Annotated in this window: 14 protein-coding genes; 6 read left to right on the plus strand and 8 right to left on the minus strand. The window is 67.0% G+C overall.

All coding sequences use genetic code 11. The annotated features are described in order from the left end of the window. The first annotated feature begins 284 nt into the window (after positions 1–284). Both MF672_RS21545 and MF672_RS21550 read left to right on the plus strand, forming a co-directional pair. Complete coding sequence (locus MF672_RS21545) at positions 285–8,633, plus strand: DNRLRE domain-containing protein (RefSeq protein ID WP_247815367.1); 8,349 nt, start codon at positions 285–287, stop codon at positions 8,631–8,633. Positions 8,634–8,695: 62 nt separating this feature from the next. After that, entirely contained in the window at positions 8,696–9,319 is a 624-nt protein-coding gene (locus tag MF672_RS21550; protein WP_242384107.1) for a hypothetical protein, read from the plus strand. 212 nt (positions 9,320–9,531) lie between these two features. Here MF672_RS21550 and MF672_RS21555 read toward each other — a convergent pair whose 3' ends face one another. From MF672_RS21555 to MF672_RS21565, 3 genes are all read right to left on the minus strand, one after another. Beyond that, positions 9,532–9,708, minus strand: a complete 177-nt coding sequence (locus MF672_RS21555; RefSeq protein WP_247815368.1) for a hypothetical protein — start codon at positions 9,706–9,708, stop codon at positions 9,532–9,534. Then, positions 9,705–10,763 carry an IS4 family transposase gene (locus MF672_RS21560; protein WP_308210534.1) on the minus strand — a complete coding sequence of 353 codons (1,059 nt, stop codon included), beginning with the start codon at positions 10,761–10,763 and terminating at the stop codon, positions 9,705–9,707. Before MF672_RS21560 ends, MF672_RS21555 begins: the two co-directional genes overlap by 4 nt. Positions 10,764–10,976: 213 nt before the next feature. Further along, complete coding sequence (locus tag MF672_RS21565; RefSeq protein WP_302893245.1) at positions 10,977–11,333, minus strand: transposase domain-containing protein; 357 nt, start codon at positions 11,331–11,333, stop codon at positions 10,977–10,979. Between the two features lie 525 nt (positions 11,334–11,858). Between MF672_RS21565 and MF672_RS21570 the strand changes: the two genes are divergently transcribed. The 3 genes from MF672_RS21570 (at position 11,859) to MF672_RS21580 (ending at position 14,564) form a co-directional block, all read left to right on the plus strand. After that, positions 11,859–12,653, plus strand: a complete 795-nt coding sequence (locus MF672_RS21570; RefSeq protein ID WP_247815370.1) for an ISAs1 family transposase — start codon at positions 11,859–11,861, stop codon at positions 12,651–12,653. Next, the gene (locus MF672_RS21575) at positions 12,650–13,048 is read left to right on the plus strand and encodes a hypothetical protein (RefSeq protein ID WP_247815371.1); all 399 of its coding nucleotides are present in this window, start codon (positions 12,650–12,652) and stop codon (positions 13,046–13,048) included. The genes MF672_RS21570 and MF672_RS21575 overlap by 4 nt, the downstream gene beginning before the upstream one ends. Positions 13,049–13,115: 67 nt before the next feature. Further along, positions 13,116–14,564, plus strand: coding sequence for an IS4 family transposase (locus MF672_RS21580; protein WP_247815372.1), 1,449 nt, complete (start codon positions 13,116–13,118; stop codon positions 14,562–14,564). Positions 14,565–14,571: 7 nt separating this feature from the next. Here the strand turns inward: MF672_RS21580 and MF672_RS21585 are convergent, their stop codons facing one another. Genes MF672_RS21585 through MF672_RS21595 form a run of 3 tightly spaced genes read right to left on the minus strand, consistent with a single transcriptional unit; the run spans position 14,572 to position 16,865 of the window. Further along, positions 14,572–14,952: a transposase gene (locus MF672_RS21585; protein WP_242379514.1), complete on the minus strand. Its 381-nt coding sequence runs from the start codon at positions 14,950–14,952 to the stop codon at positions 14,572–14,574. A 57-nt stretch (positions 14,953–15,009) separates the two neighbouring features. Continuing rightward, positions 15,010–15,552, minus strand: coding sequence for a winged helix-turn-helix domain-containing protein (locus MF672_RS21590; protein WP_242379515.1), 543 nt, complete (start codon positions 15,550–15,552; stop codon positions 15,010–15,012). Between the two features lie 56 nt (positions 15,553–15,608). Beyond that, positions 15,609–16,865, minus strand: a complete 1,257-nt coding sequence (locus tag MF672_RS21595) for a golvesin C-terminal-like domain-containing protein (RefSeq protein WP_247815373.1) — start codon at positions 16,863–16,865, stop codon at positions 15,609–15,611. A 49-nt stretch (positions 16,866–16,914) separates the two neighbouring features. Between MF672_RS21595 and MF672_RS21600 the strand changes: the two genes are divergently transcribed. After that, positions 16,915–17,562, plus strand: coding sequence for a TetR/AcrR family transcriptional regulator (locus tag MF672_RS21600; protein WP_242379517.1), 648 nt, complete (start codon positions 16,915–16,917; stop codon positions 17,560–17,562). 18 nt (positions 17,563–17,580) lie between these two features. Here the strand turns inward: MF672_RS21600 and MF672_RS21605 are convergent, their stop codons facing one another. Together MF672_RS21605 and MF672_RS21610 are read right to left on the minus strand one after the other, a co-directional pair. After that, on the minus strand, positions 17,581–18,405 hold the full coding sequence (locus MF672_RS21605; protein ID WP_242379518.1) for an HpcH/HpaI aldolase/citrate lyase family protein: 825 nt from the start codon (positions 18,403–18,405) through the stop codon (positions 17,581–17,583). After that, a complete protein-coding gene (locus MF672_RS21610; protein ID WP_242379521.1) occupies positions 18,402–19,589 on the minus strand; it encodes a CaiB/BaiF CoA transferase family protein in 1,188 nt (395 codons plus the stop codon). The genes MF672_RS21605 and MF672_RS21610 overlap by 4 nt, the downstream gene beginning before the upstream one ends. Positions 19,590–19,621 lie beyond the last annotated feature (32 nt).

Genomic DNA, 19,621 nt, shown 5'->3' on the forward strand with positions numbered 1-19,621 from the left:
GAGTCGACAAGGCGGTCCGCTCGTAGCGGATCACGCCAGCGAGAGAGCCGCTCGCTGCGAGCGGGAGCGAGTGTTCGAAAGTCGCCCCTAATCACTCGGCGTGATTATTGACCAGATGTCCCGATTTGTGGCGTGATGCGGATGTTTTGCTCCGCCGATCTTTATCCCGCCCTTCTCGGTAGCCTCTGCTGGCCTGTCTGGACTGGAGTGCCTCGTTGTCACCGTTATCCCCAAAACGATCCCCTGAGACGCAGGGGCGCCGCCGCCGTTCACGGTGGCGGAACATGCCGGCTTCCCTGACCGCTCTCACACTGCTGGCATCACTCACGCCAACCACTCCGGCCCTCGCAGAAACGCCTTCATCGCCGACCACGCCCAGCCTGGTGTCTCAATTCACCTCCTGGGCCAGCTCCACCGTGGCCGGCTGGTTCACGGAGGACCCCGAGGGCGAGACCCGCCCGTCCACGCGGCCAATCACCCTGCCCGGCCGCGACACCTCACAGGCGGCCCAGCGGAAACAAGCGGCACCCCCTGGTAAACGGGTCAAGGAGGTGCCCGGCAAGCGTTCCCGATTCGCCAGCGTGTACGAGCTGGAGGACGGGCGTCTGCAGGCCGAAGTCTCCACTCGCCCTGTCTCCTACCAGGACAGCAAGGGCAACTGGCAGCCGATCGACACCCGGATCGAAGCGAACTCGGAGGACGGGTTCGTCCACGGCAATGACAAGGCGGGCTATGGCACCCGCTTCGGCGACAAGTCCGACAAGCTGGTCCGGATCAAGATCGGCGAACATCAGCTCACGCTCGGCGTACCGGGTGCGGCGCGCCCGCTCACGCCGAAAGTCGACGGCTCAACCGTCACCTATCCGAGCGTGTGGGACGGTGCTGACCTGGTTTACAAGGTCACCCAGGAGGGGGTGAAGGAGTACCTGGCCTTGTCCAAGGCGCCGGCGGCGGGAACGTCGTTCGCATTCACCGTCAAGACCGGCGGCCTGACGGCGCAGGAGCAGCCGGACGAGTCAATCGCCTTCCTCGGTGAGGACGGAACGCCGGCGTTCACGATCCCGAAGCCGTTCATGATTGACGCTGAGGCGGATGCCGCCTCTCCGTACGGCAAGCGCTCCAGCGACGCGGTCACCCAAACCGTCCAGCAGCAGGGCGACGAGGCGACGATCACCTTGGCTCCGGATGCCGGTTGGCTGGCGGCGCCGGATCGCAAGTGGCCGGTGGTGATCGACCCGACCATCCGCATCCAGCCGGAGGCCGCCGAGGCGACCGACACCTACATCGACTCGGCCAAGAAGAGCACCAACTTCGATGAGGCCTGGAACCTGCCGGTGGGCAAGACCAGCGCGGGCGCGATCAACCGGGCGCTGCTGCACTTCAACCTGCCGATGCCGCTGGGCACCCAGGTCGACCAGGCCAGGTTGGAGACCTACTTCGACCAGGCCTTGGGCGAGGCCGGGCCGGTCACGGTGGAGGCGCGGGAGATCACCGGCGACTGGGACTCGTGGCTGGTGACCTGGAACAACCAGCCCGCCGTCGCCACTACGGCAGCGGCGACGGTGACGCGCAACCCGGGCGAGCTGTCGCGCTGGCACTCCTTCGACGTCACCGGCGTGGTCAACAAGTGGATGACCAGCGAGGGCGACACTCCCGGGTTCATGCTCAAGGCGGCCGACGAGTCCACCACCGGCAAGGTCGGCGGGCCGGTGTACGAGGCCGCCGCCGACGTCTACGGCGGCGACGGCATGACCGGCGAGACCGTCAACTTCCCCAAGCTGGTGGTCACCTACGGCACCCCCAGCGTGACACTCAAGCCGGTCACCACGGCCACCTCGGTCGGTGCGTCGCTGTCCTGGACCGCCTACCAGGACCCCACCCCCGGCAACGACGCCGATGACCTGGTCGGCTACGAGCTGTACCGGCACTGCCCGTCCGGGTGTCAGCTCGGCAACGGCACCTCCAGCCTGGGCGACGAGCTGGTCACCACGCTGCCGACCGACATCACCTCCTACACCGACACCTCCAGCGGCGGCGACCCCGATGCGGTGTCCGACCCCTCCTACGTCCACGAGGCCACCTACTGGGTGACCGCGGTGCTGAAGAACGGGCAGCGCTCGCCGTCCCAGGAGCTGACGGTGATCCTGCCGCGCCCCGGCAAGATCGCCAAAACGCTGTACGGGTCGGCGGACACCACCCTGGCCTCCGGCGAGCCGTCCATCGCCCATGACGTGATGCTCGGCCAAAAACGGCTGCAGGTCGGCAACACCGCCACCGCCCAAGCCAATACCCGCGCGGTCGTGAAGTTCGACGACTTCGCCGCCGAAATCCCCGCCGATGCGCAGATCAGCCAGACCACGCTGTCCCTGTGGGGGGCCACCTCGACCGGGTCGGGGGCGAGCTTCACCGCGCACAAGCTGACCAAGACCTTCGACGAGACAGCCACGTGGACCAATCCGTGGACGACGGCGGGCGGCGACTTCGACGCCGCCGCGCTCGGCACCGTCACCGCGGTCACGGCCACTCCGGGGTGGCGGCGATGGACTGTCACCGACGCCGCGAAGGCCTGGGTGAGTGACCCGGCAAGCAACAAGGGCCTGCTGGTCAAGGTCGCCAACGAGGCCGGTACGGCCAAGCAGTCGGCCTCCTTCCTGGCCACCGAGGCCGACGAAAGCGTGCTGCGGCCCCGCCTGCGGGTGGAGTACGCGGAGAAGACCTCCGGGTCCTCGGCGTTCTACGTGCCCGGCACGCCGGAGCGGCTGAACGCGGGCGAAAGCCGTGAACTGCCGGTGGTGGTGACCAACACCACCGCCGAGACCTGGACAGCAGCCTCCACCGCAGTCTCCTACCACTGGCAACTGCCCGACGGCACCGACATCTCCACCGCCGACAACCAGCTCAGGAAGCAACTGCCGACCAGTCTCGCGCCGGGCGAGTCGACCGTGGTCTACGCCACCGTCAAGGCTCCCACCGCAAGCAGCACGAACCTGGCCGAAGGCGCGGTGCTGGTATGGGACGTGCAGGACACCGTCACCAACAACTGGAAGTCTGCCACCCACCACCTGCCCGAACTACCCCAACAGATCCGCGTCGACTCCCCGACCAGTGACCTGCTCGGCCTGGAGAAGTTCTACGCCTACACCGGCAAGAACACCGGCGCCGGAACGACCGCGCTGGTCAACCCGTACGCGGGGAACGTGGTGTGGAGCTACAACGCCTTCTCCAACCCCTCGCGCGGTCCGCAGACGTTCGCCCGCATGACCTACAACAGCCTCGACACCAGCACGGCCTCGCTCGGCTACGGCTGGTCGCTGCAGACCTCGACACTGGCCAAGCTGGGCTCGCAGCTGCAGTTCCACCCACCCGGCCAGGACTGGCCCTCCCAGGTGCGGCTGACCGACGGCGACGGCACCACACACGTGTGGACGCTGCCCGAAGGCACCGACACCTCCACCTGCAACCCCTCCACCTGCGCCTACAAGAACCCGCGCGGCGTGCACCTGTACCTGCAACAGGTCGCCCGCCCCGACGATCCCACCCGCCGCAGCACCGACCCGCTGCGTCAGTGGGTGTTCACCAAGCCCGACCGCACTCAGTTCTTCTTCGACGACGAGGGCTTCCAGTCGGCGATCGTCGACAAGAACGGCAACACCATGTCGTTCACCTACGAACGGCGCCGTTCCAACAACAAGCCCACCAAGTTCCTGCAGTACATCACGGACGCCACCGGCCGTAAGACGCTGAGCCTTTCGTACTACAAGAAGGGCCAGAACTACACCTACATCGACGACACGACCTGGCAGCCGGTCGACGACACCAAGCTGACCAACCCGCACATCATCGACAACGTCGAGTCGATCACCGACATCGCCGGTCGCAAGGTCACCTTCGACTACACCGACAAGGGCCTGATGGCTCGGATGATCGACGGTGCCGGTGACGAACAGGCCAAAACGTTCCGGTTCCGCTACGACGCCACCCAGGGCAACAAGAACGTCAAGCTCGTCAGCGTCAAGGACCCCCGGGGCAACGACACCGACCTGAAGTACTACGAGGCGCCGGTCGACCCCAAGGACCTGTGGAAGATCGAAACCCTCACGGACCGCCTCGACGGCGTGACCAAGTTCGACTACGTCGACCCGGACGGCCCGCAAGGCGGCGTGATCAACGCCACGGTCACCGACCCGCTCCAGCACCCGACCAAGTATGTGCTGGACGCCTACGGCAGACCTGAGTCGATCACCAACGCCAAGAACGAGACCACGAGTCTGCAGTGGGACCCCGACCACAACGTCGTCAAGCTGACCGAGGCGAACCAGGCGTACGCGACGTGGGCCTTCGACCAGAAGACCGGGTACCCGCTGGAGCTGAAGGACGCCGAGGCCAATAAGAACGGGACCACCCCCACCACTCTGGTCTACCAGACCGGCCTGAACGGCTACGTCGCCGACCTGATCGAGAAGACCTCGCCCGAAGGTCGCAAGTGGAAGTTCGGCTACGACGCCAAGGGCAACCTCAAAACGGTCACCGACCCGCTCGGCGTCGAAACCGCGACAGTCGACGACTACACCACGAAGTACGACTACGACGGCTACGGCCAGCTGCTCAAGTCGACGGATGCCAACACCAACCCCACCACGTTCGGCGACTACGACCCGACCGGCTACCCCAAGACCATCACCGACGCCTACAACAACGTCACCACCACCGTCTACGACGTGCGCGGCAACGTCCTGTCCGTCACCGACGCGCTGGGCAAGAAGACCACCCAGACCTACGACGTCTTCAAGCGTCCGCTGGAGTCGAAGGTCCCCAAGGACCAGGACAAGAACGACTTCATCGTCACCCCGGCCCCGGTCTACGACCGCAACGACAACATCACCAAATCCACCGCTCCGAATGGCGCCGTGGCCACCGCCGCCTATGACGCGGCCGACCAGCTCACCGAATCGCTGCTGCCCAAGGACAGCGACACCAGCCCGGAGCGCAAGGCGACCTTCACCTGGGACCTGGCCGGCAACCTCAAGACCCAGACCGAGCCGAAGGGCAACCTGGCCGGCGCGACCGCGACCGACTTCACCACCACCTACGTCTACGACCCGATCTACCAGCTGACCGACGTCCTCAACGCCGACCAGCACAAGATCACCTACGAGTACGACAACGTCGGCAACACCACCAAGGTCATCGACCCCCGCAAGAACGCCACCGCCGACGCCGCCGACTACACCGCCACCTACACCTACGACCTCAACCACCAGGTCAAGACGTCCAAGGACGCGGCCGGCTTCGTCACCTCGGTCGACTACGACCTGGACGGGCTTGTGGTCGGGCAGACCGACCAAGAGAACAACAAGACGATCACGACGTACGACAAGCGCGGCGCCGTGATCGAGACCAAGGTCCCGCACGCCAACGTCGACGGCGACATCAAGTACATCACCACCCAGTACGCCTACGACCAGGTCGGCAACAAGACCAAGACCATCACCCCGCGCGGCGTGGAGACCGCCGACGACCCCACCGACTTCATCGCCGAAACCAAGTACGACAAGCTCAACAGGCCGGTCGAGGAGATCTACCCCTTCGACAAGGACGACCCGGTCTACAACCAGCCCGACAGCGTCACCTACGCCTACGACGAGGTCTCCCAGCTGAAGGAGATCTCCGCGCCGCCCTCCCACGGGCAGACCATCCGCAACATCACCAAGATGACCTACTGGGACAACGGCTGGTCCAGGACCACCACCGACCCGTGGGACATCAAGACCACCTACGACTACAACAAGCTGGGCCTGCAGACCAACCGCACCGTCACCTCCGCGGGCGGCTCCTCCCAGCGCGCGCTGGACTGGGACTACTACCCCGACGGCAAACTCAAGACCCACTCCGACAACGGCGTCCCACTCGGCCTCGACGTCGTGCTGGAGGACAACTCCGACACCGGCCAGGTCGTCGCCACCGGCTCCTGGACACCGACCTCAGGCGCCTCCGCCTCCAACATCGCCGGCCCGCAGGTCGCCGCCTCCACCGGGTTCGTCGGCTACGACTACGCCACCGCTCCGGCCGGCACCGGCCAGAGCAGCTTCACCTGGAACCTGACCACCCCCACCGCCGGCACCTACAAGGTCGCCGTCCAGTACCCCTCCGGCGCCACCGCCACCAACGCCAAATACACCGTCAAGCACGACGGCGGCACCGCTGACGTGGTCGTCGACCAGACCAAGAACGCCGGCACCTGGGTCGAACTCGGCTCCTACACCTTCACCGCCGGCACCGCCCACAGCATCACCCTCACCGACGCCGCCAACGGCACCGTCGTCGCCGACGCCGTCAAGCTCGTCCGCGACCCCGGCGGCGCCAATGACACCGAGAAGAAGGACTTCTCCTACACCTACGACGTCAACGCGAACCTGACCCAGATCGACGACAACTCCCCCACCGCCAAGATCGACCTGTGGGACATCGCCTACACCAACCTCAACCAGATCGAGAAGATCCAGGAAAAGCTCGACGGCGTCCTGAAGAACACCACCACCTACGACTACAACGAGAACAGCGCCGTCACCGTCCGCACCCATGACAAGACGGTGGCCACCTACGGCTACGACGTGCGCGACCTCGTCAACCAGGTGGTCAACAAGAAGACGGCCACCGACCCGTCACCCAAGACCACCGCCTACACCTACACCCCGCGCGCCGAACGCCAGAGCGAGACCAAGGCCAACAACAACACCGTCACCTACGACTACTTCCTGTCCGGCGTCCTACGCCACTCGGTGGAGAAGAAGCCCAACGCCGCCATCGTGGCCGAGCACACCATCGGATACCAGGGCAACCTGCAGCGGGCCAGCGATCACGCCAAGATTCAGAACGCCGACAACCCAGGCGCCTACCTCGACAACACCTACGCCTACACCTACGACCCCCGCGACCGCATCGCCAAGACCGTCAAGACCCCGACCGGCGGCGGCACGGCCGAGACCGAGACCTACTCCCACGACCCCAACAGCAACGTGTGGGAGGAGGAAGTCCTCGGCAAGAAGACCACCTTCACCTACGACCGCAACCGCCTGATGACCTCGGTCACCAACGGCCAGACATCGACCTACACCTACGACCCCTACGGCCGGCTGCGCACCATCCAGGGCGGCGGCAAGACCTGGGAGAAGTACACCTACGACGGCTTCGACCACGTCACCAAACACGAAAAACTCGGCACCGACGGCGCCACTTCAACGGTAACTACCTACACCTACGACCCGCTCGACCGCACGACCACTAAGACAGAAAAGGAAGGCACAGCCTCCGCCAAGACCACCACCTACTCCTACCTCGGCCTCTCCGGCGAGGTCCTGGACGAAGAAGTGGCCGGCAAGCTCACCAAATCCTTCCAGTACTCACCTTGGGGCGAGCGCCTGTCCCAGGTGAAGATCAAGGCCGACAGTTCGGAGGAGTCCTCCTACTACGGCTACAACCCGCACACCGACGTCGAACAGATCACCGCGGACACGGGCGACACCCGCGCCACCTACGGCTACACCGCCTACGGCAAGAACGACGACAAGCTCTTCACCGGCGTCGACAAGCCCGACCCCGTGGACCCCACCGCCAAGGAGGAGTACAACCCCTACCGCTTCAACGCCAAGCGCTGGGACAACTCCACCGGCATGTACGACATGGGGTTCCGCGACTACAACCCGGGCCTCAACCGCTTCCTCAGCCTCGACTCCTATAACGGAGCCCTAGATGATCTAGCCCTGGGCCTGGATCCATGGACCAGCAATCGCTACACCTTCGCTGGCGGGAACCCCATTGGCGGGATCGAAATAGATGGGCACGATTTCTGGGACAGCGCGGCGAGCTGGCTCGATAACAACAGGGATAATATTCGCGATGCCGCTCTGAGCGCAGGCGAAATGGCTCTAGGCGCATACGCAGCATACGAAGGCATAAGCATCTCTGTTGTAGGTGCCGCAGCGTGCCCGCTGACGGCTCCGGCGGCAGGAGGCAGTTGCTGGGCGGTCGTAGGCGGAGTGGCAGCAGCAGCTGTCGGAGCTGCGGCCATGGCGGATGGAGCTGACCGGTTTGCGAATATTCGCTGGCGGCAGGCTCAGACCACGAGTAAGGGTAACACGCCCGCTTCCAAGGGCAGCAGCGTAAAGCCTAGACAGCATCTCTCCAACGCGGAGGAAGAAGCTCTCGAAGGCCAGATCGACTACGGCGCCGGCCTCAGCAAAAAGGCTATTGAATTCCGGAAGTCCGAGGGCATTACTGGTGGCCGCAACGTTTCCGTCTGGGAATATGTAGATCTCGACGGGAACATTCGGACCATCAGCAGAGTCAGCAAAGGACGGCATGCCGAAAAGATCATCAGAATGGAGCTTGAGGAACTGGGCATTCCAGACGCGAATGTCAGAAGAATTTATACGGAGTACAGCCCCTGCGACTTTCAATGCGACAAGTGGATCGGAAGGTACAAGAACGCGAAGGTCACATACAGCTTCCAGTACAACCCGAAGGGCGCGACGCGCAGAAAAGCCGTTAGAGATTTGAAAAAAGCTGTAAAGGAGGCGCTCGCCAAGGAAGCGATTGCCGAGACGAATGCGCGAATGGACGCAGCGTTCGGATGACAGCCAGGGGCATCGCAACCCTGTCGGTTGCGATGCCCCGCCTTTGCTGCTATTATTTCCACATGTCAATAGCAGTTATGCGGCTAGATCAATCGATCCTCGACCTTGCACTCCAACTCGCCGACCTAGAGTGGAACGTGGAAGAAGTTGACACCTTTTTCCACACCAAAGGCGTGGAATGGGGCTCGACAGACCCTCTCTCCAAAAGGCTCTTCGAGGATCTGGATGGACGAATCAGGCTAGGCGATAGAACTATCTATGCCGTACCGGATCCCGATTCTGGTAGAATTTTGAGTTTTCACATTCCTTCCGCCCTTTGCTATCTAGCCGACAACGATCCAACCGACCCGGACTTCCGGTTCTTTCGAGAGCTTCGCGAAGCAGAGTCAGGATGGCAGGTCGACATGACCGGAGATGGCGAAGAGTACAGTCAGGCATGGCGAGATGGGCGGTGGCTCGTACAGAAAACCTTGGGTCCTCCCGCAAAACTTGGCGTTCACGGCATCGGCGGATGGCTGCATGCCGTTTGGCGCAGAGGTGAACGTCTGATTGCCGTGATTCAGACGGAGAGTTTCGCCACGTATATACCGCTCAAGCAAGTGGCTCTATGGGTCGTGGATTTTTCCTCTGATCAGCCGATTCCCTCTGGCGACGAGCTGTACGAAGTGATCACCAAGAACGCCTGACACTCTGGTCCGACTCGATCAGGGCCCTCGGCCCTTCGAACTCACTGTCATGCAAGGTCCTGCATCCGCTACCGCTTTTCGTCAGACCTGACACAATCATGCGCTGCATTGCGCCCTGCTGATGCGGCGTCACTGTGTTTTTCGGAATTCCGCCCGAAGAGCCCTCCCCACCCTGAGTACACAGGTTGAATGCGTAGAGGCAGGTGACGGCATCACCTCGGCTCGATCGTCAGGCCGGTCCCGGCCAGGCATCCGGTGAGCAGATGGGGCCGGTACTGGATCTTCTTCAGCTTGCGTTTGACGATGCGGACCAAGGCATCAACATCGGGGGCGTAGAAGTTGGCGACGGCGCGCTTGAGCCCAATGCCGTTTAGATAGAGGATGATCATGGTCCTCGCTGGGTGGCCGAGGGGGTGGGCAACAGCGCGACGGTCGGTGGACCCGCGTACCGGATCCCCTTGTCCGATGGGCGGCGTTCACGGTAGCTGCTGCGGCGTGAGCGTTTGACGGCTCGTGGATAGGAGCGGTGTCGGCGGCGCGGGTTGACGTTGCGTCGGTGCGCGACCTGGTGGAGAGCCCGGGTCCAGGAGGCGTCGGGCGGCTCAGGGGGAAAGGCCGCGCGGTCGGTGACCGAGCGGCGCACGATGCGGACGGTGCCCAGGAACTTGATCCGGTCGGGGTCGAGCCCGGCCGTGGTGGCGGCGGTGCAGATCAGCGTGCATAACGCCCAGTGGGTGAGCAGGTAGGCCCAGATCTCCTGATAGGCCGGCTCGGGGGTGCGGGAGCGGAGGATCCGGCCCGGCCCGCGCAGGTGTGTCTTGAGCTGATCGATACCGGTCTCGGCCTCCCAGCGGTCGTGGTAGCAACGGGCCAGTTCCTCGGCGGTGACCTCGGCCGGGTCGAGGATGCTGGTGATCAGCCGGATGTGCTCGCCCTTGCGGTCGGGCACGGTGTAGTCGACCACCCGGACGATCACCGCGTGCTCGGGATCGAGGTCGCGGCCCTGACGGGCGGCCGCGCGCAGCCGGTCCTTCTGCGATTGGCGCAGACCGGCGGGTTTGGTGATGACGGCGAGCCAGGACCCGTCGGCCAGATCGCGAAGCCAGTATGGGCGCAACCCGGCCTGGACCCGCCACAGCAGATGCGCGCCACTGTGACGGGCCTCGTTCCAGGCGGGGAAGCTATAGAAGCCGCGGTCGGCGGTGAGCAGCATCTCCTCGGTTAGCCGCCGATACAGGGAGAAGGCGAGCGTCTGCTCGCCGGCCCAGCAGCCCGCCACATCGGCGGCCACGATGGCGTGGCTGGCGCACTCGCTGATGGCGACTACCCGGGCCTGTGGGAAGGCGGTCTCGTACCCGCCCGCGCTGTCGCGGCCGAACTCGGCGACGTTGGCCTCGGTGTCGGGCAGGTCCAGGACGACGGTCCCCTCGTCATCACCCTGGATGACCTGCCGACCGTTACCTCGGTTTCACGTTCGACGCGACCTTTGCTTTTCACTCGGCTAGTTTTCCACACTTTTATTGCCCCGGTCTCGCATCCGCACCCGCACCTGCACCGCACTTCTGGATCACACCTCACCTCTCTTGCATGCCGAACCACCACCATGCCGCACCACACACCACCACCACCACCACCTTCACCGCCACCGGTACCTCCGTTACATCACCTTACGGCTACCTGGGATCAGCAGAGCCTCGTCTGCAGGCACACCGCCACACCACCACCACCTGATCACCACCATGACCGTCACCCTTTCGGTCCACGAGTTCGGGACGAACCCGTCGATCGCCATCACCCGCTGGCCGTGCAACCATGCGCCCGGCGTCGACTCGGTTGCAGCAGGCCGCGCGACCTGCTGGAACACCTCTTTGACCGGCTCGGTTCCCAGGCGCTGGCGGGCTTGGGTGATCGCCCCGCGGGTCGGCGCCTGCCAGCGCGCCCCCGGCACCAGGGCCAGCATGCCCGTCAGCTTCTCGGCTACCTCCTCGTAGTCGTCGTCTGGGTAGAGGCACAACGCGATCCGCCAGTGCGATCATCATGGACTTGGTGAAGTGAGAAAGCGCCTTTACCAGCGCTTACGATTGGCGAGCGTGCGTCACTGTGCGACGCTCATCGAGTACCCGTGCGCTGTTGGCGTCGTGCATGGGTGAGCTGGCAGACGCGCCCAACGGCAGCCTGTGAGCCAGCCTTGTACCCGCTGCACTGCACTGGCGCTCCCGGCATCCGTGCGTGGCGATCACCGCATCCAGGACCTGGCGGGGGACCAACGACGTCAGCGCACCGACCGCGACCAGATCCGTCAACCGCCCCGAATCACCCGCGTCACCCGACAAGATCACCGAGCGAAGGTACCAGCAAGATCGCTATCTAAACGGCATTGGCGCTTGAGCCAGGGCCGAAGCGTTCTCGTCTGACGAGACATGCACGGGCTCGATGAAGCCGGGCGGTTGAGGGCACCCCGGCGGGCAGACGGCAAACGCGACCCCTGAAGATCGTTGGGTGTCTACGCCAGTCGATCAAGAACAGGGGCCGCGTTCGCGTGCCATCATCCCCGATCGACGTGCTCACCCGCCACCTGGAGCACGTCACCATCACCGACCCACCGGCTGACCTGCCCACACTCGCCGAGCTCCTGGACGCCATCCCGGACCCGCGCAGCCGACGAGGCCGCCGCTACCGGCTCGGCCCGCTGCTGGCGATATCCCTGCTCGCCGTGCTCGGCGGCGCAACCTCCCTGACCAAGATCGCCCGATTCATCACCGGATACGACCCCGACCTGCGCGCCCGGGCCGGCCTGCCCGGCACCGTGCGCCTGGCCGCCAGCACCCTAGGACGGCTGCTCGCCCGGCTGGACGGCGACGCCTTCGACACGGCGACCTGCACCTACCTGGCCACACTCGCCGACTGCGGCCCGCCCACCACCGACATCCAACTCCCGGCCCGGACGGCGCTGTCCGGCCTGGCCGTGGACGGCAAGACCCTGCGTGGCAGCCGTACCCCGGACGGTGTCATCCATCTACTGGCCGCCACCCGCCACGACACCCAGACCGTCGTCGCCCAACGGCAGGTCGAGGCCAAGAGCAACGAGATCCCCGCCTTCACACCCCTGCTGTCCCACCTGGACCTGACCGGCGTGGTGGTCACCGCCGACGCCCTGCACACCCAGCAGGAACACGCCCGGCACGTCATCGCCGCCGGCGGCCACTACCTGTTCATCGTCAAGGGCAACCAGCCCACGCTCCTGCACCGGCTCAAGGCCCTGCCCTGGCGCGAGCCATCCTCAACGACCGCACCGACGAGACCGCGCACGGCCGCCGCGAGATTCGCCGCATGAAGATCTGCACCACCCGCCCCCACCTGCCCTTCCCGCACGCCGCCCAGGCGATCCAGATCAAACGCCGCCGCACCGACCACCGCACCGGCAAAACCACCATCGTCACCATCTACGCCATCACCGACCTGCCACCAGGCCGGATCACCCACGCCCAACTCGCCGCACTCATCCGCGGCCACTGGAGCATCGAAGCCCTGCACCACATCCGCGACGTCACCTACCGCGAAGACGCCTCCCGCATCCGCACCGGCACCGCACCCCGCATCATGGCCGGCCTCCGCAACCTCGCCATCGGCCTGGCCCGCCTGATCGGCTGGACCAACATCGCCGCCGCCACCGACCACTACCGCAGCCACCCCGCCGACGCTCTTCAGCTACTCGGTTTCATCACATGAGAACGCAACGGCCCTGCCGCTTGAGCCAATGCCGTTTAGATAGCGATCTTGCTGGTACCTTCGCTCGGTGATCTTGTCGGGTGACGCGGGTGATTCGGGGCGGTTGACGGATCTGGTCGCGGTCGGTGCGCTGACGTCGTTGGTCCCCCGCCAGGTCCTGGATGCGGTGATCGCCACGCACGGATGCCGGGAGCGTCGTGTGCGTAAGCTTCCCGCGCATGTGGTCGTCTACCTGCTGATCGCGTTGTGCCTCTACCCAGACGACGACTACGAGGAGGTAGCCGAGAAGCTGACGGGCATGCTGGCCCTGGTGCCGGGGGCGCGCTGGCAGGCGCCGACCCGCGGGGCGATCACCCAAGCCCGCCAGCGCCTGGGAACCGAGCCGGTCAAAGAGGTGTTCCAGCAGGTCGCGCGGCCTGCTGCAACCGAGTCGACGCCGGGCGCATGGTTGCACGGCCAGCGGGTGATGGCGATCGACGGGTTCGTCCTGGACCTGCCCGACACCGAGGCCAACGTCGCCGAGTTCGGCCGCGACAGCGCGGGCGGGTACGAGACCGCCTTCCCACAGGCCCGGGTAGTCGCCATCAGCGAGTGCGCCAGCCACGCCATCGTGGCCGCCGATGTGGCGGGCTGCTGGGCCGGCGAGCAGACGCTCGCCTTCTCCCTGTATCGGCGGCTAACCGAGGAGATGCTGCTCACCGCCGACCGCGGCTTCTATAGCTTCCCCGCCTGGAACGAGGCCCGTCACAGTGGCGCGCATCTGCTGTGGCGGGTCCAGGCCGGGTTGCGCCCATACTGGCTTCGCGATCTGGCCGACGGGTCCTGGCTCGCCGTCATCACCAAACCCGCCGGTCTGCGCCAATCGCAGAAGGACCGGCTGCGCGCGGCCGCCCGTCAGGGCCGCGACCTCGATCCCGAGCACGCGGTGATCGTCCGGGTGGTCGACTACACCGTGCCCGACCGCAAGGGCGAGCACATCCGGCTGATCACCAGCATCCTCGACCCGGCCGAGGTCACCGCCGAGGAACTGGCCCGTTGCTACCACGACCGCTGGGAGGCCGAGACCGGTATCGATCAGCTCAAGACACACCTGCGCGGGCCGGGCCGGATCCTCCGCTCCCGCACCCCCGAGCCGGCCTATCAGGAGATCTGGGCCTACCTGCTCACCCACTGGGCGTTATGCACGCTGATCTGCACCGCCGCCACCACGGCCGGGCTCGACCCCGACCGGATCAAGTTCCTGGGCACCGTCCGCATCGTGCGCCGCTCGGTCACCGACCGCGCGGCCTTTCCCCCTGAGCCGCCCGACGCCTCCTGGACCCGGGCTCTCCACCAGGTCGCGCACCGACGCAACGTCAACCCGCGCCGCCGACACCGCTCCTATCCACGAGCCGTCAAACGCTCACGCCGCAGCAGCTACCGTGAACGCCGCCCATCGGACAAGGGGATCCGGTACGCGGGTCCACCGACCGTCGCGCTGTTGCCCACCCCCTCGGCCACCCAGCGAGGACCATGATCATCCTCTATCTAAACGGCATTGGCCGCTTGAGCAGCGACCACACCCCTTCGGCCGGGTTCAGCTCGGGCGCATAGGCAGGCATCCGGTAGATGCGCAGCCAGTCCTTGTTATCGGTGGCGAAGTCGGCCAGCTCGGCGGCCAGGTGCACGTTCAAGTTGTCCCAGCACCACACCAGCGGGATGCCGAGCTGCTGATGGGCGGCGGTGATCAGGTCGCGGTAATCCCGCCAGCCGAACGCCTTCGGCTCACCTCGCCGCCCACGGTAGACGTGCAGCCGACACAGCAGGTGCGGTTGCCGCCCGCCGGGCGGGAAGCTGTGCTTCCCGCCCGGCGGGCGGGAAGCACAGCACCCCGGCGATGTTGACCCGGCCACTGCCCCGGCCACGCACGCGCACCACGGGCCGGGCGCCGCGCGGCGCCCAGGTGCGGCCCTTGGGCGGTCTCAGCCCTTGCCCGCTCTCGTCCTCGAAGCAGATGGCGGCGCCCAGGTCCGCAGCGGTTCTTTTACCTGTGGCCACACCTCGGCCTTCCACCCCGCGATGGCCTCCTCATCCCGCTCAACGGCTTGTCGGGACGGCACCTGGCAGGACCAGTCGTGCCGGCGCAGCAGCCGCCACACCCCCTCGACCGTGTAGCCGATGTGGAACAGCCGCCCGATCATCGTCTTGACCCGGCTCAGCGTCCAGTACTGATCCTCGGTGAAGCCGTGCGCGAGCGGCCCGCGCTTCAGTTCGGCCTCCAGCCGTGCCCATTGGCCGGCCGACAGCTTCTCCTGCGAGACCGGCCCGCGCGACCGCAGCGCCTCCCGCCCACCCTGTGTCCAGGCCCGGCGCCATTTGGCCACCGTCCGCTCGTGCACCCGTAACTCCCGGGCGATCTCCCTGGTGCTGTGCCCGGCCGCGAACTCCTCGGCCGCGCCCAGCCGCAACCGCTCCCGGCGCTCCTGCTCGGCGGGCGTGTACCCACCATGCTGGCCATATCGCATGACCCCGTCGTACCGCGCAGACGACGAACTGTCACGACCCCACAGCCTCTACGCATTCAACCTGTTGTAACTGTCCTCCTCGATGAGCTGCCATCGTGCTTGACGGTGTACTTGGCGTTGGTCGCGGTGGCACCGGACGGGTAGTTGACCTGGACCTTGTAGATCCCGTCCGCAGGAATGGTCAGGTTCCAGGAGAAGCTGCCCGCGCCAGTGCCGACGGAGGCGATGGCATAGTCGTAGCCGACGAATCCGCCGGTGGGCGTCGTCTGCGGGCCGACGACGTCCGACGACGGGATGCTGCCCGAGGTAGCCGTCCAGGATCCCGTGACGGTGACCTGCCCGGTGTCGGAGTTGTCGTTCATGACGACGTCGAGGCCGAGGGGGACGCCGTCGTCGGAGTGGGTCTTGACTTTGCCGTCGGGGTAGTAGTCCCGGCCCAGGGCCCGCTGGGAGGAGCCGCCCGCGCTGGTGACGGTGCGGTTGGTCTGCAGGCCGAGCTCGTTGTAGTCGTAGGTGGTCTTGATGTCCCACGGGTCGGTGGTGGTCTTGGACCAGCCGTTGTCCCAGTAGGTCATCCTGGACACGTTGCGAACCGTCTGGCCGTGCGAAGGTGGGTGGGAGATCTCCGTCAGCCGCGAAACCGCGTCGTAGGCGTACCGCACGCTCTCGGGCTGGTTGTAGACCGGATCGTCCTTGTCGAAGGGGTAGATCTCCTCGATCGGCCGGTTGAGCTTGTCGTACTTGATCTCCTGAAGGAAGTCCGTCGGGTCGTCCGTCGTGTCCACGCCCCGCGGGCTGATCGCCTTGATCTTGTTGCCGACCTGGTCGAAGACGAATTGTGAGACCGTGTACTTGACCTGCCCGTCGGTCTCGGAGTGGGGGACCTTCGCTTCGACCTGATCGCCGCGCTGGTCGAGGGTGAAGAGGACCTTGTTCCCCTCTTGATCAGTCTGGCCCGTGATCAGACCGTCCAGGTCGTACTCGGTGACGGTGTCGTGGCCGACGGCGTCTTCGGCACTGGTCACCCGGTGGTTGAGGTCGTGGGTGAAAGTTACGGTGCGAGCAGGAGCGGTGACATCAGCGGACCCCTCGACCAGCCGCACCTGGTCCAGATAGAGCACGGTCGCGGTGGACGGCGTCCCGGCGATGACGAAGCGGATCTGGGCGATCACCGCGTTCGGCGGGGCGGTCGCGGTGACCTTGACCGGCGTCCATTCGCCCTGGTTCAAGTCAGTGGAAACCGCGTCGGTGCGCAGCACCGTGCCCTTGGCGTCGATCCAGTTAGCCTGCCGGGACGGAGGGACATGCGCCACGCCGATCACACTTGCAGAACGGAACCCTTCGTTCCTTATACTCTGAGGTATGACCAGCGCACCCATGAGCGGCCGCAAGGCGCAGGCCGCCCGCAACGACGAGCTCATCCTCCAGGCGGCGCGGGCGGTCTTCACCGCCGATCCCGGCGCCCCCATCGCGGCCGTGGCCGAGAAGGCGGGGGTCGGGATCAGCGCACTCTACCGCCGTTACCCCAGTAAGGAGGCCCTGCTGCAGAAGCTGTGCGGCGACGGGCTGAAGCTGTACATCGAGGTGACCGAGCGGGCGCTGGCCGAGGAGGGCGACCCGTGGGAGGCGTTCGCCGGCTACCTGCGCGGCATCGTGGACGCCGACACCAACTCGCTGACGATCCGGCTGGCGGGCACGTTCCAGCCGACCGAGGAGCTGGGCCGCGACGCGCGGCGGGCCGGGGCGCTGGCCACCGAGATCCACCGCCGCACGGTCGAGGCGGGCGTGCTGCGCCCGGACGTGACCACTGCCGACATCGCGCTGCTGCTGGAGCAGGTCGCCTCCATCAGGCTGGGCGACGAGCGGCGCGTCGCCGAGCTGCGCCACCGCTACCTGACGCTGCTGATGGACGCGCTGCGGATGCCCCCGGCCCGCCGCGACCTGCCCGGCGCGCCGCCCACGGAGGAGGAGCTGTCGGCCCGCTGGTGGTCCGGCCCCCGCCCCGCCTGAGCCGGGGCGCCGGCCGGATCAGGGGGCGAGGTGGCGGGCCAGGGCGAGCGTGCGGCGGGCCCGGGCCACGACGGGTGCGTCCACGAAGCGGCCGTCGGGCAGCGCGACCGCGCCGATTCCCTCCCGCTCGGCCCGCTCCGCCGCCGCGACGACCTCAAGAGCCCTCGCCGTCTCCTGCTCCCCGGGCCGGAACGCCCGCCTGATCACCGGGATCTGGCGGGGGTGGATGGCGGTCCGCCCGAACAGGCCGAGCGCGCGCCCGGCGCGGCAGGAGGCGTCGAGCCCGGCCTCGTCCCTGACGTCGGGGTACACGGACATGGGCACCGGCGGCAGGCCGGCCGCCGCGGCGGCCAGCACGGCCCGCAGCCGCAGGTGGTCGAGCGCGGCCTCGGCGGTGATCGACAGCTCGGCGGCGAGGTCCTGCTCGCCCAGCGCGATCCCGGCCACGGCGGGGTGCGCGGCGATCGCCTCGGCGCGGACGAGGCCGGCCGCCGACTCCAGCAGCGCGTACGCCCGCCCGTCCGGCAGGCCGTCGAGCACGGCGGGGTCCTCGACCTTGGGCAGCCGCACCGCGTCCGCGAGGTCGCCGACCGCCTCCAGGTCGGCCCGGCCGCGGTCGCCGGCGAGATCGTTGACCCGGACGTGCACGGCGGGGCCGCCCGCGGGACGCTCGCGCAGGTAGGCGACGGCGTTGGCGCGGGCCTCGTCCTTGCGGGCCGACGCGACCGCGTCCTCCAGGTCGACGATGACGACGTCGGCCCCGGACGCGGCCGCCTTGGCGAACCGCTCGGGCCGGTCGCCGGGGACGTACAGCCAGGTCACCGGCGGCAGGCCGGCGTTCACGCGATCACCCCCGCCGCGCGCAGGTCCGCGACCCGCTCGCCCGGGTAGCCCAGCTCGTCCAGCACCTCGTCGGTGTCGTGGCCGAGCGGGCGCCCGGCCCAGTGGATGCCGCCGGGGGTGTCGGACAGGCGGAACAGCACGTTCTGCATGGTGACCGAGCCGAGCTCCTCGTCGGGCAGTTCGACGAACGAGCCGAGCGCGGCGTACTGGGGGTCCGCGGCGATGTCGGTGACGTCGTAGATGGGCGCGACGGCGGCCTGGGCCTCCTCGAAGCGGGCGATGACCTCGGCGGCGTCGCGCTCGGCGATCCAGGAGGCGACGGCCTCGTCGAGCTCGTCCACGTGCTGGACGCGGCCGTGCCCGGTGCCGAACCACGGCTGCTCGACCAGGTCGGCCCGGCCGACGAGGGTGAGCACGCGCTCGGCGATGGGCTGGGCGCTGGTGGAGATGGCGAGCCAGCGGCCGTCGCGGGTGCGGTAGGTGTTGCGGGGGGCGTTGCTGCTGGAGCGGTTGCCGGTGCGCTCGGCCACGACGCCGAGGGCCTTGTAGGCGGTCATCTGCGGGCCGAGCAGGTGCATGATCGGCTCGATGATGGCCAGGTCGATCACCTGGCCGCGGCCGGTGCTCTCGCGGGCGTGCAGGGCCACCATGACGGCGTACGCCATGGCGAGGCCGGCGATGCCGTCGGCGAGCGCCAGCGGCGGCAGGGTGGGCGGGCCGTCGGGCTGGCCGGTCATGGCCGCGAAGCCGCTCATGGCCTCGGCCAGCGTCCCGAACCCCGGCCGGTGGGCCAGGGGGCCGCTCTGCCCGAAGCCGGTCATCCTGGCCACGACGAGCCTCGGGTTGAGCTTCAGCAGGTCCTCGGGGGCGAGGTTCCAGCGTTCGAGGGTGCCGGGGCGGAAGTTCTCGATCAGCACGTCGGACCGCTCGCACAGGCGGCGCAGGATCTCCTGGCCGTCGGCGTGGGACAGATCGACGGCGGCGGTGCGCTTGTTGCGCGAGAGCGTCTTCCACCACAGGCCGACGCCGCCGACGGAGGCGCCGTGGCCCCGGGAGGGGTCGCCGCGCCGAGGGTGCTCGATCTTGATCACGTCGGCGCCGAAGTCGCCCAGCATCATCGCGGCGGAGGGGCCGGCGAACAGGGTCGCCGCGTCGATGACCCGCAGGTCGGCGAGGCTCGTCATGGTTATGTAACTTATAAGAAATAAGTCATAGG

Origin of the sequence: Actinomadura luzonensis (assembly GCF_022664455.2) — a bacterium.
GTDB classification, from domain to species: Bacteria; Actinomycetota; Actinomycetes; order Streptosporangiales; family Streptosporangiaceae; genus Nonomuraea; species Nonomuraea luzonensis.

Excerpts from the sequence above, each read along its gene's own strand:
- MF672_RS21610 (WP_242379521.1), bottom strand. The coding sequence starts at position 19,589 with ATGACGAGCCTCGCCGACCTGCGGGTCATCGACGCGGCGACCCTGTTC.
- MF672_RS21545 (WP_247815367.1), top strand. The coding sequence starts at position 285 with ATGCCGGCTTCCCTGACCGCTCTCACACTGCTGGCATCACTCACGCCA.
- MF672_RS21600 (WP_242379517.1), top strand. The coding sequence starts at position 16,915 with ATGACCAGCGCACCCATGAGCGGCCGCAAGGCGCAGGCCGCCCGCAAC.
- MF672_RS21550 (WP_242384107.1), top strand. The coding sequence starts at position 8,696 with ATGTCAATAGCAGTTATGCGGCTAGATCAATCGATCCTCGACCTTGCA.
- MF672_RS21555 (WP_247815368.1), bottom strand. The coding sequence starts at position 9,708 with ATGATCATCCTCTATCTAAACGGCATTGGGCTCAAGCGCGCCGTCGCC.
- MF672_RS21575 (WP_247815371.1), top strand. The coding sequence starts at position 12,650 with ATGAAGATCTGCACCACCCGCCCCCACCTGCCCTTCCCGCACGCCGCC.
- MF672_RS21590 (WP_242379515.1), bottom strand. The coding sequence starts at position 15,552 with ATGCGATATGGCCAGCATGGTGGGTACACGCCCGCCGAGCAGGAGCGC.